This is a genomic window from Streptococcus ferus DSM 20646, assembly GCF_000372425.1.
Lineage (GTDB): Bacteria > Bacillota > Bacilli > Lactobacillales > Streptococcaceae > Streptococcus > Streptococcus ferus.
This window is the reverse complement of the sequence record NZ_AQVD01000001.1, coordinates 293,849-317,001: the sequence shown is the minus strand read 5'-3', so window position 1 is coordinate 317,001 and position 23,153 is coordinate 293,849. Positions and strand designations below refer to the sequence as shown.

25 protein-coding genes and 2 pseudogenes are annotated in these 23,153 nt (G+C 43.2%); 6 read left to right on the top strand and 21 right to left on the bottom strand.

Translation table 11 applies throughout. The annotated features are described in order from the left end of the window. Positions 1–161: 161 nt before the first annotated feature. The 4 genes from A3GY_RS0101590 to A3GY_RS0101575 form a co-directional block, all read right to left on the bottom strand. The gene (locus A3GY_RS0101590) at positions 162–1,178 is read right to left on the bottom strand and encodes a Gfo/Idh/MocA family oxidoreductase (protein WP_026161870.1); all 1,017 of its coding nucleotides are present in this window, start codon (positions 1,176–1,178) and stop codon (positions 162–164) included. A 76-nt stretch (positions 1,179–1,254) separates the two neighbouring features. Next, positions 1,255–2,688, bottom strand: a complete 1,434-nt coding sequence (locus tag A3GY_RS0101585) for a 6-phospho-beta-glucosidase (protein ID WP_018029645.1) — start codon at positions 2,686–2,688, stop codon at positions 1,255–1,257. Between the two features lie 28 nt (positions 2,689–2,716). Continuing rightward, a complete protein-coding gene (locus tag A3GY_RS0101580) occupies positions 2,717–3,055 on the bottom strand; it encodes a Lin0368 family putative glycerol transporter subunit (RefSeq protein WP_018029644.1) in 339 nt (112 codons plus the stop codon). Next, on the bottom strand, positions 3,052–3,402 hold the full coding sequence (locus A3GY_RS0101575) for a Lin0368 family putative glycerol transporter subunit (RefSeq protein WP_018029643.1): 351 nt from the start codon (positions 3,400–3,402) through the stop codon (positions 3,052–3,054). The genes A3GY_RS0101580 and A3GY_RS0101575 overlap by 4 nt, the downstream gene beginning before the upstream one ends. Before the next feature lie 166 nt (positions 3,403–3,568). On the opposite strand from A3GY_RS0101575, the gene A3GY_RS0101570 reads away from it, so the two are divergent. Then, entirely contained in the window at positions 3,569–4,447 is an 879-nt protein-coding gene (locus A3GY_RS0101570) for a MurR/RpiR family transcriptional regulator (RefSeq protein ID WP_018029642.1), read from the top strand. A 224-nt stretch (positions 4,448–4,671) separates the two neighbouring features. On the opposite strand, the gene A3GY_RS0101565 is transcribed toward A3GY_RS0101570, so the two are convergent. Together A3GY_RS0101565 and A3GY_RS10480 are read right to left on the bottom strand one after the other, a co-directional pair. Then, the gene (locus A3GY_RS0101565; RefSeq protein WP_026161869.1) at positions 4,672–5,274 is read right to left on the bottom strand and encodes a nitroreductase family protein; all 603 of its coding nucleotides are present in this window, start codon (positions 5,272–5,274) and stop codon (positions 4,672–4,674) included. A 191-nt stretch (positions 5,275–5,465) separates the two neighbouring features. Further along, positions 5,466–5,744: pseudogene (locus tag A3GY_RS10480) on the bottom strand (DapH/DapD/GlmU-related protein); the annotation flags it as partial. Positions 5,745–5,792: 48 nt separating this feature from the next. Between A3GY_RS10480 and A3GY_RS10430 the strand changes: the two are divergent. After that, positions 5,793–6,011 (top strand): glutathione S-transferase family protein, encoded by a 219-nt coding sequence (locus tag A3GY_RS10430; RefSeq protein ID WP_231871636.1) that lies wholly within the window; start codon positions 5,793–5,795, stop codon positions 6,009–6,011. A gap of 181 nt (positions 6,012–6,192) precedes the next feature. Here the strand turns inward: A3GY_RS10430 and A3GY_RS0101545 are convergent, their stop codons facing one another. From A3GY_RS0101545 to A3GY_RS0101515, 7 genes are all read right to left on the bottom strand, one after another. Next, complete coding sequence (locus A3GY_RS0101545) at positions 6,193–6,702, bottom strand: YkgJ family cysteine cluster protein (protein ID WP_018029638.1); 510 nt, start codon at positions 6,700–6,702, stop codon at positions 6,193–6,195. Between the two features lie 117 nt (positions 6,703–6,819). Beyond that, the gene (locus A3GY_RS09870; RefSeq protein WP_145980031.1) at positions 6,820–8,499 is read right to left on the bottom strand and encodes a hypothetical protein; all 1,680 of its coding nucleotides are present in this window, start codon (positions 8,497–8,499) and stop codon (positions 6,820–6,822) included. Between the two features lie 273 nt (positions 8,500–8,772). Further along, entirely contained in the window at positions 8,773–9,093 is a 321-nt protein-coding gene (locus A3GY_RS0101535; RefSeq protein ID WP_018029636.1) for a carboxymuconolactone decarboxylase family protein, read from the bottom strand. Positions 9,094–9,112: 19 nt separating this feature from the next. After that, entirely contained in the window at positions 9,113–9,541 is a 429-nt protein-coding gene (locus A3GY_RS0101530) for a cupin domain-containing protein (RefSeq protein ID WP_018029635.1), read from the bottom strand. A 5-nt stretch (positions 9,542–9,546) separates the two neighbouring features. Then, entirely contained in the window at positions 9,547–9,936 is a 390-nt protein-coding gene (gene nmlR, locus A3GY_RS0101525) for a stress response transcriptional regulator NmlR (RefSeq protein WP_018029634.1), read from the bottom strand. A gap of 9 nt (positions 9,937–9,945) precedes the next feature. After that, the gene (locus A3GY_RS0101520; protein WP_018029633.1) at positions 9,946–10,986 is read right to left on the bottom strand and encodes a zinc-dependent alcohol dehydrogenase family protein; all 1,041 of its coding nucleotides are present in this window, start codon (positions 10,984–10,986) and stop codon (positions 9,946–9,948) included. 100 nt (positions 10,987–11,086) lie between these two features. Beyond that, complete coding sequence (locus A3GY_RS0101515) at positions 11,087–12,295, bottom strand: Mbeg1-like protein (RefSeq protein WP_018029632.1); 1,209 nt, start codon at positions 12,293–12,295, stop codon at positions 11,087–11,089. 105 nt (positions 12,296–12,400) lie between these two features. On the opposite strand from A3GY_RS0101515, the gene A3GY_RS0101510 reads away from it, so the two are divergent. Further along, on the top strand, positions 12,401–13,024 hold the full coding sequence (locus A3GY_RS0101510) for a Pr6Pr family membrane protein (protein ID WP_018029631.1): 624 nt from the start codon (positions 12,401–12,403) through the stop codon (positions 13,022–13,024). Between the two features lie 35 nt (positions 13,025–13,059). Here the strand turns inward: A3GY_RS0101510 and A3GY_RS0101505 are convergent, their stop codons facing one another. From A3GY_RS0101505 to A3GY_RS0101485, 5 genes are all read right to left on the bottom strand, one after another. Next, positions 13,060–13,659 (bottom strand): DUF6287 domain-containing protein, encoded by a 600-nt coding sequence (locus A3GY_RS0101505; RefSeq protein WP_018029630.1) that lies wholly within the window; start codon positions 13,657–13,659, stop codon positions 13,060–13,062. Between the two features lie 78 nt (positions 13,660–13,737). Further along, positions 13,738–14,208 carry a GNAT family N-acetyltransferase gene (locus tag A3GY_RS0101500; RefSeq protein ID WP_018029629.1) on the bottom strand — a complete coding sequence of 157 codons (471 nt, stop codon included), beginning with the start codon at positions 14,206–14,208 and terminating at the stop codon, positions 13,738–13,740. Beyond that, entirely contained in the window at positions 14,198–14,656 is a 459-nt protein-coding gene (gene msrB / locus A3GY_RS0101495) for a peptide-methionine (R)-S-oxide reductase MsrB (protein ID WP_018029628.1), read from the bottom strand. Before msrB ends, A3GY_RS0101500 begins: the two co-directional genes overlap by 11 nt. A gap of 115 nt (positions 14,657–14,771) precedes the next feature. Further along, the gene (locus A3GY_RS0101490; RefSeq protein WP_018029627.1) at positions 14,772–15,071 is read right to left on the bottom strand and encodes a rhodanese-like domain-containing protein; all 300 of its coding nucleotides are present in this window, start codon (positions 15,069–15,071) and stop codon (positions 14,772–14,774) included. After that, positions 15,064–16,716 carry an FAD-dependent oxidoreductase gene (locus A3GY_RS0101485; RefSeq protein WP_026161868.1) on the bottom strand — a complete coding sequence of 551 codons (1,653 nt, stop codon included), beginning with the start codon at positions 16,714–16,716 and terminating at the stop codon, positions 15,064–15,066. The genes A3GY_RS0101490 and A3GY_RS0101485 overlap by 8 nt, the downstream gene beginning before the upstream one ends. 287 nt (positions 16,717–17,003) lie before the next feature. Between A3GY_RS0101485 and A3GY_RS0101480 the strand changes: the two genes are divergently transcribed. Continuing rightward, on the top strand, positions 17,004–17,258 hold the full coding sequence (locus A3GY_RS0101480) for a metal-sensitive transcriptional regulator (protein WP_018029625.1): 255 nt from the start codon (positions 17,004–17,006) through the stop codon (positions 17,256–17,258). A gap of 20 nt (positions 17,259–17,278) precedes the next feature. On the opposite strand, the gene lepA is transcribed toward A3GY_RS0101480, so the two are convergent. The 3 genes from lepA to A3GY_RS0101465 all read right to left on the bottom strand — a co-directional run bounded on the left by lepA (position 17,279) and on the right by A3GY_RS0101465 (position 21,577). Further along, a complete protein-coding gene (lepA, locus tag A3GY_RS0101475; RefSeq protein WP_018029624.1) occupies positions 17,279–19,111 on the bottom strand; it encodes a translation elongation factor 4 in 1,833 nt (610 codons plus the stop codon). A gap of 325 nt (positions 19,112–19,436) precedes the next feature. Then, entirely contained in the window at positions 19,437–21,179 is a 1,743-nt protein-coding gene (locus A3GY_RS0101470; RefSeq protein WP_018029623.1) for a GbpC/Spa domain-containing protein, read from the bottom strand. A 161-nt stretch (positions 21,180–21,340) separates the two neighbouring features. Beyond that, positions 21,341–21,577, bottom strand: a complete 237-nt coding sequence (locus A3GY_RS0101465) for a helix-turn-helix transcriptional regulator (protein WP_018029622.1) — start codon at positions 21,575–21,577, stop codon at positions 21,341–21,343. A 332-nt stretch (positions 21,578–21,909) separates the two neighbouring features. Between A3GY_RS0101465 and A3GY_RS0101460 the strand changes: the two genes are divergently transcribed. Next, positions 21,910–22,794, top strand: a complete 885-nt coding sequence (locus A3GY_RS0101460) for an XRE family transcriptional regulator (RefSeq protein ID WP_018029621.1) — start codon at positions 21,910–21,912, stop codon at positions 22,792–22,794. 130 nt (positions 22,795–22,924) lie between these two features. Next, positions 22,925–23,126 (top strand): annotated as a pseudogene (locus tag A3GY_RS10425) (ISL3 family transposase); the annotation flags it as partial. Positions 23,127–23,153: the final 27 nt, after the last annotated feature.

Below are 23,153 nucleotides of genomic sequence, written 5' to 3'. Positions count from 1 at the left end.
TGTCCTAAAATAATCGTCTTATCAGCACAGTAGGTCGTCCAATCATAGACTACCAGTATTGCTCTTAAATTTAGACACAAAATATCCCTGATATATTTCAACCGTAAAACCTCCTACTTATTCATTCGAAAAAGGCTCCCGAAAAGGAGCCTCTTTGTTACTTATCTTTCCTTCATCTGGCGGATGCCTTCTTCCAGGATTTCCATTTGGAGGATGGTTTCTTCATCCTTGATGAGTTTGTCAGCCCCGTGGACAATGCTGTCGTGAAGGGCTTGATAGACCCGGCTATAATCCCCTACTTCTGACACCACTTTTTCTTCGTGGTAGATGCCCTTGTCATCCATATAGGTCAGGACGCCGTAGTGTTCTGGCAGATCCAGGCCAAAATCTGGATTGGTGGGCAGGTAGAATTTCTTCAAATCCTCTTCCTGCCGGTCCTTGGTGGCCTTGACAAACATGCCCTTCTTGCCATAAACCACAAAACTTGGTCGTTCTTTAATGCGGAAATAGCTGGACTTGATGGAAATTTTTGTGATTCCGTAATAGAAATCCAAATCAAAATAATCATTCATTCGATCTGGGCCCAAAAGCTGCCGGACATCGTAGTGAATCCGGTCTGGTTTGCCGAAATAGGAGAGGACCTGGTCGACCGTATGGCAGGCGTGACCATAGAGATAGCTGGTATCCAGAGAAAATTCTGTCATCCTCTCTGGCACTTCTGACCTGAAATAATCATAGTGCATCTCCACTTCCAAGAGCTCTCCCAAAAGACCCGTCTCAATCACTTTTTGCACCGTCAAGAAATCCGAATCAAAGCGTCGATTTTGATAAGCCTGGATAAAGAGCCCCTTTTCCTTGGCCAAGGCAAACAATTCACGCGCCTCTTCAGCTGTTTCCGTAAAGGGTTTCTCTACTAGGACATGTTTACCAGCTACAAGACACTCCTTGGCCAACTCATAATGGGCCTTGGCTGGAACAGACAGGACAACTAAGTCAATATCTGGGTCCGTCAAGAGCTCTTCTAATCTGTCGGTATAGCGGATGCCCTCCACGGGTTGCCAAGGACTGGCAGAACGAGAATAGATAGTTTTGATTCGAATATCCTTAACCTTTTGTGCAAAGGGCAGGTGGTAGCGATTGGTACTCTTCCCATTTCCAATGTATCCGATGGTCAGCATGGTATTCCCTCCTCTTCTTTCAATGGCAAAGAAAGCCAACAGCGGAACTGTCAGACTTTCTTGTGCCTTTGATTCATTATAGAATTTCGCCATTTGAGGCTGTTACTTGCTTGTACCAGTCGTAAGAATCTTTCTTGGACCGTTCCAAGGTACCGGAGCCATCATTGTTGCGGTCCACATAGATGAAGCCATAGCGTTTCTTCATTTCTCCTGTGGTAAAGGAGACACAGTCAATACAGCCCCAAGGCGTGTAGCCCATCAGCTCAACGCCGTCTTCATTGATGGCTTTTTCCATTTCTTGGATATGGCTACGCAGGTAGTCAATGCGGTAAGGGTCATGGACAGAGCCATCTTCTTCCTTGACATCAATAGCCCCGAAACCATTTTCTACGATAAAGAGTGGTTTTTCATAGCGTTCGTAGAAGGCATTGAGGGCATAGCGAAGACCAACAGGGTCGATGGCCCATCCCCAGTCCGATTCCTTGATATAAGGATTTTTTACAGAATAAGGGCTGGAAGCTTCGATGACTTCAGACACATCGCGGAAGGCTTGGGAATCTACCACATTGGACATGTAATAAGAGAAGCCGATGTAGTCCACTGTTCCCTCCGCTAAGATGGCCTTGTCTTCCTCCGTAATTGGAATCTTAAAGCCTTTGCGCTCAAACATCTTGAGGGCGTAGGCTGGATAGTGCCCTCTCACTTGCACATCACAGAAGAACCAGCGATCGTGCATGGCTTGATTGGCCAAAAGAACATCTTCTGGACGGCAAGAGTAAGGATAGATGGGCACCATGGCAATCATGTTTCCAATCAGGAAGTCTGGATTGATTTCCTTGCCGATTTTGACCGCCAGAGCTGAAGCCACCAAGGTATGATGTCCGCAGATATACATGGCTTCTTCAGGATTGTCATAGTCGCCAAAATGGGTACCAGAGTTGGTCCAGCCAAAGATGTCATTGTGGTAGTTCATCTGGTTGTTGATTTCATTGAAGGTCATCCAGTACTTGACCTTGTCCTTGTAGCGTTTAAAGACAACTTCCGCAAACTTGACAAAGGCATCCACGGTGTCCCGACCCATAAAGCCGCCATTTTTCTTGGCCAATTCAAAAGGCATTTCAAAGTGGGACAGGGTGATGACGGGTTCGATACCGTATTTGAGGAGCTCATCAAAGACATCATCGTAAAATTGCAGGCCTTCTTCATTTGGTTCTGCTTCGTCGCCCTTTGGAAAAATCCGTGACCAGGCGATGGAGGTCCGGAAACACTTGAAGCCCAGGTCTGCGAACATGGCAATGTCTTCCTTGTAGCGATGGTAAAAATCAATCCCTACATGGTTGGGGTAATAATTTCCTTCGACCACTCCATCTGTGATGACCCGAGGAACACCGTGTGCGCCAGCTGTCATCACATCAGCTACGGACAAGCCCTTAGAAGTTTCTAGGACCCCACCCTCAAATTGGTGGGCTGCCAGGGCACCACCCCACAAAAAGTTCTTTGGAAATGACATATGCTTTCTCCTTTATGTTTTTATTTTTTTACAAGAATGAAAGAATCAGGCCGGCCAGACTTCCTCCAAGAAGGGCAGCCAGCAAGTTGCGGCGATGGGATGGAAAATCAATGCCTCTGGTCAATCCATAGACAAAGACTCCGATGGCGGTAGCAAATCCCATATCGATGAAAACAGGGCCCTGTTGGACAACTAGGGGCTCCAGCAGGCCATGATTGAAATACCAAATGGGGCCAATGATGATAGCAGCTGCCAGCCAACCACCAAGAGGGCCTAGACTTTCCACCAGTCTGCCCCAAAGGACAAGGATGGCAAAGGGGAGAAGAAAGCCGCCTAGAATGGTGGTGAAACCTTGAGAAAGGGTCATTTTCTCCCTCCTCTCTCTATTGTAGCATAGAGCCAGCCCGCAAGGCTTGCACCAAATGCAAGACAGAGAAAGGTTGGCAGGGCCATCAAGGTCTGGGACAAACCATGTTCCAGAAAGCCTCTGACCAAGACGCTCATCCCGATTGCGGCCCCCATATCAATGGCTACCTGATCTTTACTCTGTGGAATCCATCCCCGATAATGGCATAGGTACCAGACTGGTGCAATGATGAAGAGACCAGCCACCAGGCCTGCAAAAGATCCGAAGGGTGCTGCCACAAGGGGCCACAAAAGCCCCACCATGAGCCCAGCAAAGGCATAGGCTAAGATTCCTCTCAATTGAGTCATTGTGCCCCTTTCTATTTTTAGATTTGACAATCATCTTCTCCTGATTGATTCTATTCTAGCATTTGCTATAATGACATTAAAGAGATTTTGCTAAATTGGTCTGGCATTTTACAATTTCAAGCCCAATCGGATGAAATATTAAAACACCGTTTCAGAAAGGATTGCCATGTTTTTAATTGAAAAAATGGAGCTATACCCCTTCTCGCCCAATGAGAGGGTCATTGCTGATTACATCTTGAAAGAAAAATACGCCATCCGAAGGAAATCCACAGCTGAGATTGCGGAGGCCGCTTACGCCTCCAAGTCAGCCCTGGTTCGTTTTGCCAAAAAGCTGGATTTTCAAGGCTGGGTGGATTTCAAGGAGGCTTTCTTAGACGAATTGACCTACCTGGATTCCCAAAAGACCGGTATCGATGCCAATCTTCCCTTTCAAGCAGAAGATGATATGGCTACCATCGCCGCCAACCTATCTTCCCTGAAAAAAGAAGCCATTGATGACACCCTTTCCCTCAATAAAGGGGAAGCCTTGGAGGTTGCTGTCAACCTGCTTGTTCAGTCCGAAACCATCCATATCTTCGCCGCCAGCAACAATCTCCTCAATGCCCAAGAATTTGCCCTGCAAATGTCCCGGATTCAAAAGGATGTGCGGATTCATCAACTCCAAGGCGAGGTCATGTTCAATGCCTATTTGGCCAAGAAAAAAAGCTGCGCCATTATTATTTCCTATTCTGGAGAGACCCTTCAACTCCTCAGAATCATGAGACTCTTGAAACGACAAGGCGTTCCCAGCATCCTCTTGACCAGCATTGGAGACAATAGTTCTACACCTCTGGCCACTCATGTCTTACGGTTAGCGACCCGCGAAAAACTCTATTCCAAGATTGGTACCTTCTCAACCGACACCTCCATCACCTTCCTGCTGGAGTGCCTCTATGCTGGCGTCTTTGCCAAGAACTACGATGCAAACCTAAGCCTCCGCAAAAATGCCTCCAGATTTATCGAGTTTGAACGAACCTCCAGCTCTGAAATCTTAAAAGAAGAATGAAAAATGACTTCCTTTCGGAAATCATTTTCTTTTTTTATTCACTAATATCTGTCTTCGGCTGCCAAACAAAGCTGGCCAAAAAGCTAAAGAGATAGGTCAAACCAAGTACCAGACCGACTACCAGAAGAATGGGTACTCGATAGACCTATAATAGATTTAGCAAAATCTGTTCACCTTATTAACACAAAAAACTCCCTGAGAAATAGGGAGTTTGAGGGGATATCTTAGTTGCCAAAGACTTTGACACGGTCACTGTCTGCCATGTAGTCTTTTTCAGCGGCTGATGCAGCAATGCTGCCGAATGGTGCTTGAGCACGGAGTTTCCAGTTTGCAGGGACACCATATTTTTCAGCTACTTTGGCATCTACAAGCGGGTTATAGTGCTGAACATTCATACCGATATTGCTTTCAGCAAAGGCCAACCATACCGCATAGAGGTTAATGCCATGAGCTTGTTCAGACCAGATTAGGAAGTTGTCTGCATAGAGCGGGAAGTTTTCTTGCAACCCTTCAACTACTGCTTGATCTTCAAAGAAAAGAATGGTACCAGCACCTGCGGCAAAGCCTGCCAGACGGCCCTTAGTCGCTTCAAAAGCTTCCGCTGGCGTGACTTTCTCCAATTCGCTGTAAGCAATCTCATTCCAGAACGCTTCTGATTCTGCTCCGAAAAGGACGATAGCTCGGCTAGACTGTGAATTAAAAGCTGATGGTGATTCTTTCATCGCTTTTTCAACAAGTGCAACCACCTCTTCATTTGACACCGGTAAGTCTTTACCTAAAGCATAAATACTACGGCGTTTTTCTTGTAAATCTGTAAAGTTTGACATCATTCAATCCTCAATTCTTCATTTTATTACTATGTAGTAATTATAGACCTCCTGGTTTAAAGTGTCAATCATTTAGACTTGCATTTTTATCTTTTTCAATTTTTGACAGAAATGGTCTCTGCAAAAAACCGAATTCCAAAACGCTGGAAGATCACAAGGCAAGTGCTCCTCTTCAATCATTACAGATTGATTTATGGTATCTGCTTGATGACCTTAGCTGGAAGACCTGCTACCAGAGTATTGGCAGGTACATCTTTGCTGACTAAAGCTCCTGCTGCTACCACAGCATTGTCACCGACGGTAACGCCAGGTAAAATAGTTGCATCGGCACCTATCCAGACATTCCTTCCTATAATCACAGACTTGAGTTCCAGTTTATGGCGATCCTGGGGATTTAAGGGGTGATTCACTGAAATCAGCTTCGCACGAGGACCAATGAGGATACGATCTCCAATCTCAATGCCTCCTACAATCAAGGAGACTTGGAGGAAGCACGTTTCGATGAAATAATGGACTTTTTGACCGGAGATTTTCACCCAGCTTTCTGGCCTGTTTTTTCACCGCACCGCTACACTATCTCTAAAAAATCAGAAGAGCTAAAGGCGGTCATGGAGGCTGCTTATGGACGGATTGACATTGCCATGACTCATTTAGACCGTCTTATCGGTGACAGCAATCACGTCTACCACGAGAAACGAACCATTGCAGACGCTTATGCCTATGTCATGAGTTTATAGTCTCTAAAAACACCCAAACCTTATGACCAATACCCCAATGTCGCCCGCTTTATGAAAAGTATGTCCGAGGATTCTGTGGTTCGAGCAGTCATCCAAAAATCAAGATAAGCACAAAACACTTCCTAAGACTGACCGCCCTAGGAAGTGTTTTTGTCTATATCAATACTTTCTGCTTGGATTATCACAGTGACTGAGATAGTTCTCTCTTTAATTTTTCCACAAAAAGATAGGCTGCCGGGCAGGTCGGTGTATTCTTTAAGGTCAGGTGATTGATCTGGTAGATTTTCTTGCGATCTGTATGAGGAAATTCCCGACAGGCTTTTGGGCGAACGTCATAGATGGAACAAAGGTTGTCCTCTCCTAAAAAGGGGCAGGGCATTGACCGAAACACCTTATCCTTGTCCTCATCAACTCGCAAATAAAGCTCTTCAAAGACTGAGAGCTTCATCCGAAAATGCTTTGCAATACGGCTAATATCAGCCTCTGTAAAAAGAGGCCCTAGCCTTTGACAGCAGTTGGCACATTCTGTACAGTCAATCTCTTCAAATACCTCTTGATGGATTTTTTGGACAAGCTTATCCAGATGCTTAGGTGCTTTTTTCTTCAGGCTGGCCAGAAATTTACGGTGTTCAGCCTGCTTCTGCAGGGCTAGCTGGCGATACTTTTCAAGGTCAATAGTCTTATGCGTCATATCAGTACTTTCTTAAAACGGACAAGCCGATTCCTCATTTGTTTTCTCATACCATTATACCATCTAACCAAAAAGCTGACATGAAATCTCTCATGTCAGCTTTGATCTTAAGCAGTACTATTTCTTAGATTTAGCATTGCTTTTCGTTTTACGATTAGAGGTGCTTTTCGCTTTTGACTTACTCTTAGACTTAGATTTAGACTTAGACTTATTGTTCTTTGACTTCGTTTTTGCATCATCTTTTTCTTTTGAACTATCTTTCTTATCCTTGTCCGATTTGATGGTATTCTTGAGTTTGTCATTAACTTTAGTTACTTTCCCAGCAGCACCTTTTACCGTATCAACACTTCCTTTAACTGCTTTTCCTGCATTAATCATTTTCTCAATTTTATCAGCGAGTTTATTATGATCACCAGCCTTGGCTGCTTGATAAGCATCAGCAGTCTCAACTTTAACAGTATCTGACCTGATAGCATCTCTAGATTTTATTACATCACTGACTGAATACGATCTTGCACCATACATTGTTGCTATTGTATTATTATATTTAACAGCAGCATCGTTAACCTCGGTAACAATAGGACCAGTTATTTCTTTATTATTGATAATATCTTTTGTCGCTTCAAATCCTGATATTCCAAGTCCTAAAGCAACTTTCGAAGCTGTCAATTCTGTTACTCTACTCGCTCTTCTGTCAAGATCTGCAAGATTTTTAGCTTCCTCAAGACTCTCTGGCTTTGTTTTCTCAATCGCTTCTCTTTCTTCTTTCATTATGCTAATCCCTTTGTCCAAAAGATTATTCATTGTACTTCTAAAATTTTCGTAAGCGGTATCGTCTATAGGCCAGCTCTCATCCTTTTCCTTTGTCTTATCTTTATTCGCTGCATACATATCAGCTGTCTTTAGGCTGTCAGGATCTGTTATACTGGCGAGGTTTGGCGCAATCGCCTCAGATAGTGCTTCAACATCCTTTATCTGAGCTTCTGTCAAACCATCTGTCACGCTACTCTCTGCACCTTTTGAAATAGATACATAATCGTCAGCTTGTGGCATGACGGCAACATAATCCTCAGCCTTAGGTGGTTCAGCAACATAGTCATCAACCTTTGGTGTGACGGCAACATAATCGCTAGCTTGAGGAGCAGTAGAGACATAATCTGAGGCACTTGGAGCCGGTGTCGGGCTAGCTGTGTCAGTTGAAGCTACATAATCGCTGGCCTGCGGTGTTGCAGAGACATAATCTGAAGCACTTGGAGTAGTGTCCGATGTATTTGAAGAAGCGACGTAATCACTGGCATCAGGAGTATCAACAGAACTACTGTCAGCCGGACTATTGGCGATGCTGAACCATCCACTAGTATCAACTGAAGTGTTAAGGTTGTTGCCACTACTAGTCCCGCTAGCTGTTTCCGAAATGCTACTCCAACTATCCGAAGACGAAGCATCTGTCCAACCACCTGAATCTCCCCAGCCACTCGAATCAGATGAACTGCTCCAGCCACTCGAATCAGATGAACTGCTCCAGCCACTCGAATCAGATGAACTGCTCCAGCCGCCTGAATCAGATGAACTGCTCCAGCCGCCTGAATCGGATGAACCGCCCCAGCCACCTGAATCGGATGAACCGCCCCAGCCGCCTGAATCAGATGAACCACCCCAGCCGCCTGAATCAGATGAACCGCCCCAGCCGCCTGAATCAGATGAATCACCCCAAGCGTGGACTGGACTGGTTTGAACAGCCAGAGAACCTAAAACAACTAGACTTGCTAAAATAATTTTCGAAGAATTTTTCCTCATAAATTCCTTCTTCATTTCTTACACAAATCTCCTTTCTTTGTGATAATCCTACTATAACATAAGTCTTTCCTAGAGATTTCGTTTGTTTTACAACGTTATTTAAAATTAATCCGACAGAAAAAAACGTTATCTTCTTATCGTATTTTTAACAAAACGTCATATAAGGACTAAAAAGACCAGCCATATGGCTGGTCTTTCACTTCTATTTCACAAAAATGCAGCAGCGACTAAAGGCAACCATTTTATCTGAAATAACCCTTACTATTTCTTGCCTTAATCTGTCCAAATATCTTTGGCTAGGTTGAAAACAGCCCAGCCTTTTGGCCAACCTGCATAAAAAGCGGTATGGGTGATAGTGGCTGCTATCTCTTCTTTCGTCACCCCATTGGCTTTAGCATTCTGTAAATGGAAGGCTAATGAGGAATCTGTAACGCCTGAAGCCATCAAGGCCACGACTGTAATCAGAGACCGCGTCTTCAAATCAATATCCTGGTTGTTCCAATTTTCACCAAAAAGAATGTCATCATTATAGTGGGCAAAATCAGGTGCAAAATCACCTAAACGATCTCTCCCTGCTGTTTGCTTAATCGTCATTACTTTCTCCCTTCTACCATCAGTCTGCTTTTGCTGTCTCCTGAGCGTAGCTATACTCTTGATCAGTCACAGCTTCCAAAAACTCGCTGGCTCCCGATGTTATCGCCAAATGAACGAACCATGCGTCTTTAGTCGCACCATGCCAATGCTTCACCCCTTTATCAGTTACCACTACATCACCGGGATGAAGAAGCCGAGCGGGCTTCCCTTCCTCTTGATAAAGCCCTTCCCCTCCTGTCACCAGCAGGATTTGATAACCCTCTGTATGGACATGCCAATGGTTTCGGCAACCCGGCTCAAAGGTCACATTTCCAACATGCTCTCTGCCATTTGGTGCTGAAGCCAACGCTTCCAAGTAGGATTGTCCCGTAAATACAGCCGCATAGGCATCATTCTTGGAACCTCTTGGGAAAATAATACCGTCCTTGACTTCCTGATATTTAACCATCTCGATTAACCTTCCTTACTGTCAAACAATTCTTGCTCATGGGGTACAATTTTCTTACGATAATTGTCAATCTTATAAATCAGCCGATCACGCGCCATGATCAATTCTTCCAATCGGTCATTCATACTGTCCAATTCCTCTTGAAGAATACTAATCCGAGCCTCAATATTGTGATCCCCTTCTTGAACAAGCCCCATATAGTCAATAAGACTTTCGACAGACACGCCTGCCTGGCGAAAGCAGCGAACAAATTCCAATACTGCGATGTCATTATCCGTAAAATGACGAATTCCCGACTGGCTGCGATGAATGTGTGGAATGAGACCAATACGCTCATAGTAACGAATCGTATCTGCTGATACCCCGGTTAGTTCTGACACTTTTTTTATATTCATGCTGAACTCCTAATCACTAATAACCAGTAGCGATTTAATGGCTGTCCGCTGATCCATCGCTTCATACGCTTCTTGAATTTCTTCTAGGCGAAAACGCTTGGTAAAGACCTTACCTGGATTGATTTCCCCCTTCAGCACAGCATCCAGTAACACAGCTTTATCATAAGTCGTCACCGAAGCAATACCGCCTCTTAAGCCAATATTTTTCCAGAAAAGGGCATTGGTATTCATCTCGGCCTTTTGCGGAACACCGACCCGACCGACAATCGCTCCTGGTCGGCCAACCTTGACGGCTGTTTCAACAGAGGTTTCCGTTCCGACACATTCGAGGATAGCATCTGCACCATCACCATTTGTTAGCTCCATGACTCGCTCAACTGCTTCGTCCCCACGTTCGGCAACAATATCAGTTGCCCCGAATGCCAGAGCCAGCTCCTGACGGTCCTTATGTCGGCTCATGGCAATGATGCGCTTAGCCCCCAGCATTTTGCTGGCAATGACACCGCAGAGACCGACTGCTCCATCTCCCATCACCACCACAGTATCTCCTTTCCTGACCTCTGCTGTTGCGGCAGCGTGATAGCCCGTAGCCATAACATCCGAAAGGGTAAGGAAAGAATTGAGCTGGTCATCAGAATAGTCGCTAGGCTGACCCGGGATCTTGACTAGACCCCAATCAGCATTGCGGTAACGCAGGTATTCTGCCTGATAGCCCGCCATAGGATCTGAACCCGCATGAGGACAGTTGCCGTCAAACCCAGCCTGACAGGCAGCACATTTCCCGCAGCCGTGAGTAAAGGGAACAATCACAAAATCTCCTTTTTGAATCTGGCTGACGGCAGAGCCTACCTCTTCAACCAAACCAATGGCTTCATGACCAATTCGGCTCTCACTTTCTTTAGATGATATTCCTCGGTACCACCACAAATCTGAACCGCAGACACAGGCTCGGACGATTCGGATAAGAGCATCTCCCTCATCTTGCAGTTTCGGCTTGTCAGCCTCTGTAATAGCCACCCGTCCTGGTTCGACAAAAATTCCTGCTTTCATCTTGCTTCCTCCATTTTCTTTATGGGACTATTATAAACCTTGGAGTCGACTCTAAGTCAAGAAAAAATCAAAAAACAAGTAAAAATCCCTTTACTTGTTATCACTCTTTATCTTCAGAATCCTTCGGCTTAATCTTGATATAGACCTCTGGTTTAGGTTTGAGCCATTTACTGAATTCAAATTCCCCCTTGTCAAATTTAGCCTTTTGATGGTCAAAAGATGTTTGATTAAACGTCTTAACCAAAAGACTCAGTGACTTCCACATCAGCTGCCGCTTCGCTTCATCCAAGGTTCTTAAGTCCTTGAAAACGTCACCCAGTTTCTGGGCAATACCCGTGTCCCACTTGAGGAAGTCATTAAGGCTGTCAATACCATTATCTAGGAAAAGATTAAAGAAAGTATCAAAGAAAATTTTTAACTCCTGACTGGACAATTCCTCTGTCCAGACCTTAAAGGTCTTTTCCAAGGCTTGACTCAGGGCCGTTGACTCTTTAGCTTTGACAAAAGTACCTGTCGAATTGACCTGCCAGTTGGCCATCAAATGCTGCTCCATCCCAAATTTCAAACTCTCAATGATATGAACCTGAATGTCCGACGACAGCATGATGCCCACGATGGATTCCTGCGGGCGAATAGCGACCACCTTACCTCTTACGGCTAAATAACCGGGTGAAGATAGGACCGTCTGGTGCAAGCCAGGGGCATCAAACAAATAAATCTTCTGGATACGCTCCTGCTGGCCGCTTGATTGCTGACTGGCGGCATAGAGGGCCAAATTGCCGCCCTTGGAATGACCAGAAATAATGAGCTGGCCTTCTGTCGTTTCTAAATAATGCTTAAGGTAGGCAACGGCCAGCCGTTGCGCAGGAATTTCACGCATATAGGTCATCTGGAAATCCTCTTTCCAGCCGATCAGACTGTCATCCGTTCCCCGAAAAATCAATTGGCGATGACCTATCTCAGGAATCTCCAACATCATAGCAGCAAACTGCCGCTCAAATTCACTACTGACCTCATTGGTATAATAAGATAAATGTAGCTGCTCAAACCTCTTGCTGTCTAAGACCGCCTGAAAAAGATTCCAGCGTTCCTTGGTGATTAAAAAATCAAGATCTACCTGTAAGGTCTTTTCATAATCCCTAAATTGACCCAATGCAACTTTGTCCAGGGCTAGCTGCTCCTGACCAAGCCAGTCTCCTAAAGGCAGATAAGCCAGTTCATTTAAACAGGCAATATCGACTTCATTTAAAGGCAAATCTGCAAAAGAGTTCCTACTGTTCTGTTTCACATAATCACAAAAATTAGTCACAATTAGTCTTTCCTTTGTCTCATTATTCTTATTTTACAAATATTCCTCTCACAGGTCAAAGAAAATATGATATGATAGAAAGAGTTTTTAGAAAGGTTTTACACGATGTCAAAAACACAAGTCTACCGAGGCCTTCTGGCAATTCTGGGAATCATCGGTGTCAGTATGCAGCTGTATCAAGATGGATTTGGAATGCTGCTTTATTATACCGTTCTTTCCAATATTCTCGTTTTTTCATTTCTCCTCTACCTTATTTCATGGGAGCGAAGAAACGGCTCTATTAATCAGAATAATCCACTCTTAGTCCAAAAAGCTGCTGTTACCATGGCCATCACCATTACGTTTTTGGTCTATCATTTTCTCCTAGCTCCCAAGGTCAAACCAGAGGACTACTATAATATCCGTAATTTCATTGTTCACTATATTGTACCAGTTGGGTTGATTTGTGATACCCTTATCTTAGACAAAGTCAAAGTCTATCGCTGGTTTTCTCCCTTTGTGTGGACAGCTCTCCCCTTAGCCTACTTCGTCTTTGCCATTGGCAATGGCCTGTTTCTCAAGTGGCCCATTCCAGGTTCTGAGGACAGCCCCTTCCCATACTTTTTTATCAACATGAACAAATACGGCGGCCTGACGGTCTTGAAAAATGCCTTGGTCATCTTGTTAGCTTATGTCGCTGTCGGCTACCTGTTGGTCTTCTTAAAACGCTTCATCGGTCAACGTCACTAATCTAAAAATACCTTGGATTGATCCAAGGTATTTTTTTAATTTGCCGTTTGATAGAGGACATTGCTGTTAAAATGATCATCTCCAAGTGCTTGACTTGTAATATAAAGACGATTTTTCTGCGTGTCAGAAGTGTCACTATAGCCCGACACAAAAAGTTCTGCAGGAATGGTTGTCCCAGCCTTAATAAAAATAAGAGAATAGGTCATCGAACCATCCGTTGCAGCTAAGGTCGCCTGATAGACACCGTCCGCCATCAGTTGGTAAGGTGTTAAACTAAAGCTTGTCATTCCTTGAATCGAAGCCGTTTCAAGACCTGTGTCATTTAAGGTCAGGCTATCCCCAGCTTCGTTTTTCCAAGTCCCTTTGGCACTCGCATAGTTCCCCGAAGCAATAGCCTCCAAATCAAAACTGGTTTGACTGCTGCTGTCAGTCGTTGTTGTCGTTGTCGTTTCACCCTTAGGTGCTGCCACGTGCGTTTGCGTCCGTGAATCAGAGACTGTCTGTTGACGGTTTTTGAAATAGTTGGACACAAAGAAAATAGCCGCTCCGGCAAGCACTAAGCATAGGCCAATGGATAGTAGTTTGATGATAATTTTTCGTTGAGACTTACGTCTGCTGATACGATGTCTAGGCATATTGCCCTCCTAAAATATAATCTTTCTCTATTATTTTACAAAAAATTCTCTTAAAAAAACAGTCCCTTAACTAAGATTTTAGAGCTTTAACTCCATCTTGGTCTCTCTAGCTGTCATTCCCTGCCGTTCATAAAAACGGACAGCCCCCTCATTGGCATTCCACACATTCAAGGTTATTCTGTCACAGCCATTCTCCTTAGCATAGGCCAAAGCAAAGTCATAAAGTTTCTGGCCCAGCTGCTGTCCCCTGGCTTTTTCTGATACGCAAAGGTCATCAATATAGAGGTTCTTGGTCGCATAAGCCACCGATGAGTCTTCCAATTCTTTCAGCTGCAAGAAAAGGTGTCCCAAAATCTGACCGCTATGATCTGCGTAGACAAAGACGGGAGTTTTAGCATCTGCCAGCAGCGCTTCCAGCTGCACATCAGAATACTTGCTGCCTTCTGCCTTAAATAAATCCGGTCTAATCTGATGGTGCACCTTGAGAATATCTTGTAACAAAGACTGCAGAGCCGGAATGTCCTGAACCGTCGCTCGTCTAATCGTCATTGCCTTCCCCTTTCTCTGAGAATAATGCTTTATAATCCGAGTACCCCTCTTGATCAAGCTCGCTATATGGGATAAACCTTAAGGCAGCCGAATTGATACAGTAGCGCAAACCTCCCTTATCCTGCGGACCGTCGTTGAAAACATGACCTAAATGAGATTGAGACTGACGGCTTTTGACCTCAATTCGCTGCATCTGAAAGCTATTATCTTGGTGGTTCGTAATTCTCTCCTGATCAAGCGGTCGGCTAAAAGCAGGCCAGCCGCAGCCAGAAGCGTATTTATCCCGTGATGAAAAAAGAGGCTCACCACTGACCACATCGACATAGAGGCCATCTTCAAAGAAATCATCATATTGGCCCGTAAACGCACGTTCGGTTGCTCCGTGCTGCGTCACTTCATAAGCTAAATCTCCAATCCGCCGACGGAGTTCTTCTTTTGTTTCAGTCATCTCTTTCCTCCTATCCTAGGTCTTATCATCAGCTATTATACTATATTTCCAAAGATTTCTAAAGCAAGCAAAAAGCCCCGCTTCCTAAACAGAAAGCCAAAGGACTTGTCACTTATTACTGCTCAAGTAGCCCAGGCCAGGCATCCGTTCCTCCTTGGATATTGACCGTTCGATAGCCCAGCCCTTCTAAAAAGGCACAAGCCTGAGCCGAACGACCGCCCATCTGACAAACAATGTGATAGGTCTTTGAAGCATCTAATTGGTGATAGGTATCTGCAAGCTCACTAAGCGGAACATTCTCAGCCTGCGGGATATGACCATTGGTATACTCCGTCCTTTCTCGAACATCAAGCAGATGAATCCCCCCTTCTTCTAAAAGAGTTTTCAATTCTGACATACTAATAGATTTAACCATGCTTAATCCTTTCTGGTCTGACCGCCTGATAGAGCTGATAGGCTCCGTCTAAATTTTTCACCTGAAAACCATGCTGTTTCAGCAAGCGCTCTGCCAGATAAGAGCGCAAGCCGCTGTGGCAGCTGACAATATACCGTCGACTTGGATCCAGTTCGTCTATTCTTGAGCGTAGCTCATCTAAAGGAATAGAGAGCGCTTCTGGGAAATAGCCCTTCGCAAGCTCGCCTGCTGTACGAACATCCAAAAGAACGGCACCTTGTGCCAATTCATCTTCTAATTCATACCACTGGACAGTTTCACTAATGCCTTCTGCAATATTGATGGCAGCATAGCCAATCATATTGACAGGATCCTTGGCTGCGCCAAATGGCGGTGCGTAAGTAAACTCTAATTCTGGCAAATCAAAAATCGTTAGTCTAGCTTTAATAGCTGTCGCCAAGACATCAATCCGCTTATCAACACCCTTTTGTCCAATAGCTTGCGCTCCATAAAGACGACCCGTCTTAGAATTGAAAATCAATTTTAGAATCAGGTCACTGGCACCTGGATAATAGCCCGCATGATCCTTGCCTGTCGTATGGACAACTGCTACATCTAAAAACTTTTGTCGCGCTAGTCTTTCATTAAGACCTGTCGAAGCCGCCACAAGATCAAAAATACGGACAATAGCAGTCCCAATACTGCCTTTATTGCTTCTCTCCAAACCGGCAATAACATCGGCCACCTGCCGACCCTGCCGATTGGCCGGACTTGCCAGAGAGATCAGGGCCTCCTCACCAGTGATTTCCTGTCGAACCAAGATAGCATCGCCAACCGCATAGATGTCTGGATGGCTGGTTTGATATGTATCATTGACGATGATACCATTGCGAAAACCAAGTGCTAAACCAGCTTCCTCTGCCAAACTGGATTCTGGCTGGACACCTATTGACATGAGCGTTAAATCAGTTTCTAGCTGACTGCCGTCTTCCAAAACAATGGTTTTTCCGCCATTTTGAAAAGCCTGAACCGATTGATTGGTATAAAGCCTAATTCCCTTTTTTTGGAGTTCTCCCTGAACAAAACTGGCCATTTCCTCATCCAGAGGAGGCAGCACATGAGAGGCTTTTTCAACAATTGTCACCTCAAGTCCCCGCTTGGCCAAACTCTCTGCCATCTCTAGTCCAATAAAACCCGCACCGATGACGGTAGCTTTAGCTGGTGATTGCTCTAGTTTTTCCATGATTTGATCTAAATCAGGAATATTACGAAGCGTAAAAACATTTGTCGCTTCGTCCAATCCTGGTAAATCTGGGACAAAAGGCTTTGCCCCTGGAGATAAAATGAGGTAGTCATAACTTTCACGATAGCTCTTATCAGAGCTTTTCACCACCACTTCTTTTTTATCCTTATCAAGGCGCAAAACTTCTGTTTCAGGCCTAATATCCAGATTAAAGCGAGCCTTCAAAGCCTCCGGCGTCTGGACCAAGAGACTGCTGCGTTTCTCAATTTCTCCTGACACATGGAATGGCAGACCGCAATTGGCAAAAGAAACATAAGGTCCCTTATCAAAGACAATAATGTCTGCTTCCTCCATTAATCGACGTAAACGCGTTGCCGCTGACATCCCACCGGCAACACCTCCAACAATAATAATCTTCGTCATCTTTTCCTCCAATCCTTTAATGCTTTTCGTTAACAAAGCCTCTATCATGATCGTTTCCCTAGTCGAGCTCGTTTCCTAAAGATACCTCTATTAGTATTTTTCACGACATCAGGCCTTTCCAACCTTCAGTATAATGGAAAACAAGGGATTCTTAATATACCCGTGTGGGTATCTATAAAATAACAAAAATAGATGCTCTTGTCTACTGTTTTATCTTAGAATTCACTTCTATTGACGGACATACCCATCGCCGGTATAATGGGATTATCAAATAAAGAGGTAAAGCAATGGCAAAAAAAGATATTTTAAACCGATTAAAACGGGCTGAAGGCCAGCTTAGAGGTATCCAAAGAATGATTGAGGACGAAGAAGAATGTATTGACATTGTCACACAACTAACGGCCGTCCGCTCTAGTATCAATCGGACAATGGGGCTGGTGATTAGTCAAAAAATCAGACAGGTGATGGATCACCCAGCAGAAAATACCGAGGAACAAGACCGAAAAATCGAGGAAGCTCTGAATCTTATTATCAAAAAATGATTCCCTAGGGAATCATTTTGTTATTTCTTGCCGTCTTCATCCATACTAAGGACACTTAAGAAGGCTTCCTGTGGTACTTCAACGGAACCAATAGCTTTCATCCGCTTTTTACCAGCCTTTTGTTTTTCCAAAAGCTTGCGTTTACGGGAAACATCACCGCCATAACACTTGGCAAGGACATTTTTACGAAGCGCTTTGATGTCAGATCGAGCCACAATCTTTTGACCAATGGCCGCCTGAATCGGCACTTCAAACTGCTGACGCGGGATGATTTTCTTGAGTTTTTCAACAATTAGCTTTCCGCGTTCGTAAGCAAATTCTCTATGGACAATAAAACTCAAGGCATCCACCTTATCGCCATTGAGCAGAATATCCATTTTAACCAGCTGCGATTTCCGATATTCCGAGATTTCATAATCAAAACTAGCATACCCGCGTGTTGAAGATTTCAGCTTATCAAAGAAATCAAAAACAATTTCAGCCAGCGGAATCTGGTAGATGACATTGACCCGATTATCATCAATGTAATCCATGGTGACAAAATCACCACGCTTACGCTGGGCTAGCTCCATGACAGCTCCGACAAATTCCTGCGGCACCATGATTTGAGCTTTGACATAAGGCTCTTCGATACTATCCACCTTTGTTGGATCAGGAAACTCGGACGGATTAGAAACTTCCAGCATCTCGCCATCTGTCGTATAAACATGGTAAACAACAGATGGTGCTGTCATAATCAGATCGATATTAAACTCCCGCTCCAAGCGTTCCTGAATCACATCCATATGAAGAAGCCCTAAGAAACCACAGCGGAAACCAAAGCCAAGTGCCTGTGAGGTTTCCGGTTCAAACTGCAGGCTGGCATCATTGAGCTGAAGTTTTTCCAGTGATTCTCGCAGGTCATTGTATTTGTTGGATTCAATAGGATAAATCCCCGCAAAAACCATAGGGTTCATTTGCTTATAGCCTGCCAAGGCTTCGGACGCTGGATTGTCGGCCAAGGTGACCGTATCACCAACCCGCGTATCAGCAACTGTCTTAATAGAAGCTGCAATGTAACCCACATCTCCTGTTGCCAAGAAATCACGGCCAACAGCCTTAGGAGTGAAAATTCCTACTTCGGTAACATCAAAGGTCTTTCCGTTTGACATCATCTGGATTTTATCACCAGGTTTCACGATACCATCCATGATCCGAACCTGCAAGATAACACCACGATAGGCATCATAGACAGAGTCAAAAACAAGCGCCTTCAGAGGAGCTTCGACATCGCCTGCAGGAGCAGGAACATCTGCCACAATCTGCTCCAAAATCTCTTCAATCCCAATACCTGCCTTGGCTGAAGCTAAGACCGCTTCGCTGGCATCAAGACCAATAACATCTTCAATTTCTGCGCGGACACGCTCTGGATCAGCGGCAGGCAGATCAATCTTATTGATGACAGGCAAGATTTCCAAGTCATTATCCAGAGCCAGATAGACGTTGGCCAAAGTCTGAGCTTCTATCCCCTGCGCCGCATCAACCACCAAAATAGCCCCTTCACAGGCTGCCAGAGAACGGGATACTTCATAAGTAAAGTCGACATGCCCCGGCGTGTCAATCAGATGGAAAATATAGGTTTCACCATCTTTGGCAGTATAGTTGAGTTCAATCGCATTCAGCTTGATGGTGATACCGCGCTCACGTTCTAAATCCATGCTGTCCAAGAGCTGAGCCTGCATTTCCCTACTGGAAACTGTCTCTGTCTGTTCTAAAATACGGTCTGCCAAGGTTGATTTCCCATGATCAATATGGGCAATGATGGAAAAATTACGAATTTTTTCTTGGCGTTTTTTAAGTTCTTGTCTATCCATTTTTATCCTTGTTAAAATTAATCAGTAGCTCTATTATAACAAAAAAGACAAGGGCTTACCATATCTTACATTTGATTTCTCCCTAAAGGAAGCTGGAATAAGCATCCTGTTTTTCAAGCACATCAAACAAGTAACCTTCATCACATCATTGAAACTATGAAACGTTATTACAGATCATTCATAACCTTATGAACAGATGTTTTTATCTATATTTAACAATAATAAAGTCATTGTTAATCACTTATTGATAAAAGTCAAAAATAAAAAATCTAGGATAGTAATTATCCCAGATTCTTAAGGCAATACTCTTTATCATTAGGAGTCATTACCGATGGTTGCGTTTTTGTGCTGCAATAACTGTTGCTACTGCAAAAGTTGTTGAGACAAGCCCAAGAGAAAACAGAGTTGTTTGATTGTCATCACCAGTTTGTGGAAGAAATGCTTGATATTCACAGTCTCTAACACGGACCTCACCTTTTCTTGCAGGTCTAAAACTCCTTGGCTTATTCGGTACAGATGGTTTTGGTGCATCCGGCGTTGGAGGGGGTGTTTGTGGTATGATTGGTTTATCGGGTGTTTCAGGAGGTATTACTGGGGGAACAGCTCCTTTAGGTTCTACCACTCTGTTTTTGTGCCAAATCAATTCAGGTTCTGATACACTTGGTTCTACTGGAGGAGTAGGTTCAGCACCCGGATCTTTTGGTACAGCTATAGCTGAGTTTGTAGCAAACCAAATCGTTGTTGGTAAATGTTGATCATTACCTCCAACTGTAAAAGTGAAAGCTTCCCCCTTGTATGTCATGGCTCCTGCACCGTAATAAGCAGTAGCCGAACGAGGGATACCATCAGCATTTACGGCATCCCAGCCATCGTCACCATCACCATTAAAGGTCGCACCGTTATCTTTATATTGATTATCCTTAGCTGAGTAAATCTCGTTACCATGCAAACTTACAGATGAACCTGGAATTTGAACAAATTCATTATCTCCAAGATTCACTTTTTCCACATGATCACCGTACTCTTTTGTCCAGTGATTCAAGGAAGAAAGACTCATGATAGCCTTATTGCCACTCAAATCAATGGCATTACCATTTTCATCATAGAAAACAATTTGCATCGTCACACTAATCTTGTCATTTCTACCAGCATTAGATGTTTGTGCCCCAATGAAGATAGTCTTAGTCGGATCGTGGAATAATTCTACAAGAGCAGAGCCTTCTGCATTGGTTGAACTATTCAAGGTATAATCAATTTTAACCTTACCAATTTTCTTATCTTCATAAGTTGAGTTGAGGATATTATCATAAGTAACTGAAATCTTATCACCAACGTTCATTTTAAACCAAGTATCTTCTTTGGGATCGTATGGATTCGTTTCAGTAAAGTCCGTATCTGTATACTTGTCAGTATTGTACTGCTCTAAAATATCATCAGTCAAATGCTGCTGACGAGATTCTTTAGTCAAATATTGATCTACGCCTTCAATAGAGATTTTTGCCTCAGGTTCATTTACAAATACAAGCCCTTGTGCTTTTTCAATACGGCCAGATGCTGTGCCGCTGTCAACCTCTTTCTTGTATTGTTCATAAGCTGCTTTTTGGGCCTTGTATTCTGCAATATCAGTATTGTATTGTTCAAGCTCTTTCTTATACTGTTCTTGCTTTGCAGGGAGTTCTTCTTTGGCTTTTTTATAATCAGCTACTGCTGCATTAATTTTTTGAGCCTGTTCTTTATTATCAGCATCTGCTGCTTCTACTGTAGGCTGTTTAACAGCATCAGTTTCTTTAACTGTTAGATTTTCTGTAGCTGCTGTTGCCTTAGCATCTTCCAATTCTTTAGAAGTTACATCATAGGTTGTAGACTTAGCATCACTAGATACTTCCGTCTTAGTAGGTGACGTCACTTCTTCTGTGGCAGCTGGTGTCGTTTGTGTATCCGAAACTGGTGCTGCAACAGTATCAGAACTTGGAGCAGCCGCAGGCTCGTCAGCAAAAACATTTGATGCCCCAAAAGCCGCTAATACTAATCCGCTAAATAAAGTAATCTTAGCAGTTTTCGTTTTCATAAAAACCTTCCTTCATATTATATTCATTACAAAAAGAAACGCAACTGTAATTACATCATTAAAGACTGTATTTTTAAGGAATATGGCCATAAAGTAAATTTATAAGTTTCTAATGAAGCTCTTTTATTTATCAATCATATAACACTTAACATCCATAAGATCTATCTCTCAGACTCATTTTTGAATTTCTGTTTTAAATCGGATGTTTTCCCTAAAAAAATAGAATCTAGCTCGATGCCATAATAATCGGCCAAATCATTGGCTAGATGAACAGGAATATCAGAACTATCCTCTTCATAGCCTAGCAGAGTGTGTTGAGGGACTCCTAGGTGATCAGCCACCTCTTTAGGGCTTAAACTATAGTTCACTCTGAGAGCTCGTAATGTCAACTTCTCCACTTTCTGCTTCCCCTTTCACCTTATCAACTAATTCCCATGCAAGTTATATTGAGGCCATCACTTAAAAATAGTAGTATCACTCACATCATACTCTTGACTTTCAAAAGGGAACTCAATCAGCTGCTTTGACAATTAAGATTTTGAAATTAATGAGGTGAAGATTATATTACAGTCAAAACTTTCCCCTTATAAAAACTATTTTAATAAGAATATTATAATTCGCTTTAAAACGGAAGTCAAGCGTTTTTCTCTGAAAACTGCTTTTTTTATTTACATTTGAAGTTGAAAGCGATATTATGTAATAAAGCTATTTATTTTAAGGGAGGTGGCCTATGGGACGTGGAAAATTAACACCACAAGATTTAGAAGCTATGAAAACGATTTCTATTAATTTACAAAGACTTCTATCTGAAAGCGGAATGAAGCAATCTCATGTGGCTGCTGTCCTTAATATTCCCACAAGCAGTTTTAATGAATATGTAAAAGGAAAAAGTCTGCCAAAGGCGGGAAACATTCAGAAAATTGCTGACTTCTTCGGTTTAAAAAAATCAGACATTGATCCTAGATTTTCCAGTGAAAACACTTCCGCCATTCTCAAGCAAATTAGCGCTTTGGCTAATCAGTTAGAACCTGAACGGCAGAAAAGCCTCCTTGACTATTGTCGTCATCAGGTAGCTGAGCAGCAAGCCCAAACTAAAGCAAATGCAGAGCCTTCCAAGAGTTCTAAAAAGAAATTTGCTGCTTACCAATATCAAGAAATCGTTGACAAATTCATCGCAGATGAAATGGCTAGCCAAGATATCATCTATTTAGACCACGTCAGAAATGCTCAAGATTTGTATCATGCTATTGGCCGTCATTATGAAAATGTCGTACTTTATGGAGAAGTCTCTGCCGGTACTGGCATCTGGGTTGGACAGGAAAGGCAGGAAACAATTCAATACCCATCACCTGTTCCAGAGCATGATTTAGCTCTAAAAGTAAACGGAAACAGTATGGAGCCACTGTTTTATGATGGTGACCTTGTTTTTGTTAAGAAAACAAAAACTATTCATCATGGACAAATTATCGTTGTCATTGTGAATAATGAAGCCTATGTCAAAAAACTTTACCGAAAAAACAAGGAAATTCGACTAATTTCTCTCAATCCAGATTATGATGATATCATCTTAAAGAAGGATGACAATATTGAAATTATCGGAACAGTCATTACATAGGATCAGAAAGCTTCTACCCTTTCTGCCAAACTGATATTTCAAACACAGAGAAACACTTGAACCTTCGTTTAAGTGTTTTTTGTTTTTATGGCTCTATAATTTCTGCAATGGGTAAGACCACCGTAGGTATTATGAAGCTTTTTTGAAGGACAAGGGCAGGTTGACCAACACCCTTGTGCTTCCCTATTCAGAAGCTAAATTGGAAGCAAGCAACAACTTCATTAAAGTCATCAAGCAAATCTTTTGCTTTGAGAAATTTGAACATTAAAAAACTAAGATTCGGCCTAAGCATCAAAAAAGAGAAGACGAAGGTCGTCCTCTCTAGAGCATAGCTTTTCATCAACCCACCACAATTGACA

What these genes read in the sequence shown, in the direction of transcription:
- A3GY_RS0101590 (WP_026161870.1), bottom strand. Translation starts at nt 1,178, where the DNA reads ATGCTGACCATCGGATACATTGGAAATGGGAAGAGTACCAATCGCTAC.
- A3GY_RS0101585 (WP_018029645.1), bottom strand. Translation starts at nt 2,688, where the DNA reads ATGTCATTTCCAAAGAACTTTTTGTGGGGTGGTGCCCTGGCAGCCCAC.
- A3GY_RS0101580 (WP_018029644.1), bottom strand. Translation starts at nt 3,055, where the DNA reads ATGACCCTTTCTCAAGGTTTCACCACCATTCTAGGCGGCTTTCTTCTC.
- A3GY_RS0101575 (WP_018029643.1), bottom strand. Translation starts at nt 3,402, where the DNA reads ATGACTCAATTGAGAGGAATCTTAGCCTATGCCTTTGCTGGGCTCATG.
- A3GY_RS0101570 (WP_018029642.1), top strand. Translation starts at nt 3,569, where the DNA reads ATGTTTTTAATTGAAAAAATGGAGCTATACCCCTTCTCGCCCAATGAG.
- A3GY_RS0101565 (WP_026161869.1), bottom strand. Translation starts at nt 5,274, where the DNA reads ATGTCAAACTTTACAGATTTACAAGAAAAACGCCGTAGTATTTATGCT.
- A3GY_RS0101545 (WP_018029638.1), bottom strand. Translation starts at nt 6,702, where the DNA reads ATGACGCATAAGACTATTGACCTTGAAAAGTATCGCCAGCTAGCCCTG.
- A3GY_RS09870 (WP_145980031.1), bottom strand. Translation starts at nt 8,499, where the DNA reads ATGAGGAAAAATTCTTCGAAAATTATTTTAGCAAGTCTAGTTGTTTTA.
- A3GY_RS0101535 (WP_018029636.1), bottom strand. Translation starts at nt 9,093, where the DNA reads ATGACGATTAAGCAAACAGCAGGGAGAGATCGTTTAGGTGATTTTGCA.
- A3GY_RS0101530 (WP_018029635.1), bottom strand. Translation starts at nt 9,541, where the DNA reads ATGGTTAAATATCAGGAAGTCAAGGACGGTATTATTTTCCCAAGAGGT.
- nmlR (WP_018029634.1), bottom strand. Translation starts at nt 9,936, where the DNA reads ATGAATATAAAAAAAGTGTCAGAACTAACCGGGGTATCAGCAGATACG.
- A3GY_RS0101520 (WP_018029633.1), bottom strand. Translation starts at nt 10,986, where the DNA reads ATGAAAGCAGGAATTTTTGTCGAACCAGGACGGGTGGCTATTACAGAG.
- A3GY_RS0101510 (WP_018029631.1), top strand. Translation starts at nt 12,401, where the DNA reads ATGTCAAAAACACAAGTCTACCGAGGCCTTCTGGCAATTCTGGGAATC.
- A3GY_RS0101505 (WP_018029630.1), bottom strand. Translation starts at nt 13,659, where the DNA reads ATGCCTAGACATCGTATCAGCAGACGTAAGTCTCAACGAAAAATTATC.
- A3GY_RS0101500 (WP_018029629.1), bottom strand. Translation starts at nt 14,208, where the DNA reads ATGACGATTAGACGAGCGACGGTTCAGGACATTCCGGCTCTGCAGTCT.
- msrB (WP_018029628.1), bottom strand. Translation starts at nt 14,656, where the DNA reads ATGACTGAAACAAAAGAAGAACTCCGTCGGCGGATTGGAGATTTAGCT.
- A3GY_RS0101490 (WP_018029627.1), bottom strand. Translation starts at nt 15,071, where the DNA reads ATGGTTAAATCTATTAGTATGTCAGAATTGAAAACTCTTTTAGAAGAA.
- A3GY_RS0101485 (WP_026161868.1), bottom strand. Translation starts at nt 16,716, where the DNA reads ATGACGAAGATTATTATTGTTGGAGGTGTTGCCGGTGGGATGTCAGCG.
- A3GY_RS0101480 (WP_018029625.1), top strand. Translation starts at nt 17,004, where the DNA reads ATGGCAAAAAAAGATATTTTAAACCGATTAAAACGGGCTGAAGGCCAG.
- lepA (WP_018029624.1), bottom strand. Translation starts at nt 19,111, where the DNA reads ATGGATAGACAAGAACTTAAAAAACGCCAAGAAAAAATTCGTAATTTT.
- A3GY_RS0101470 (WP_018029623.1), bottom strand. Translation starts at nt 21,179, where the DNA reads ATGAAAACGAAAACTGCTAAGATTACTTTATTTAGCGGATTAGTATTA.
- A3GY_RS0101460 (WP_018029621.1), top strand. Translation starts at nt 21,910, where the DNA reads ATGGGACGTGGAAAATTAACACCACAAGATTTAGAAGCTATGAAAACG.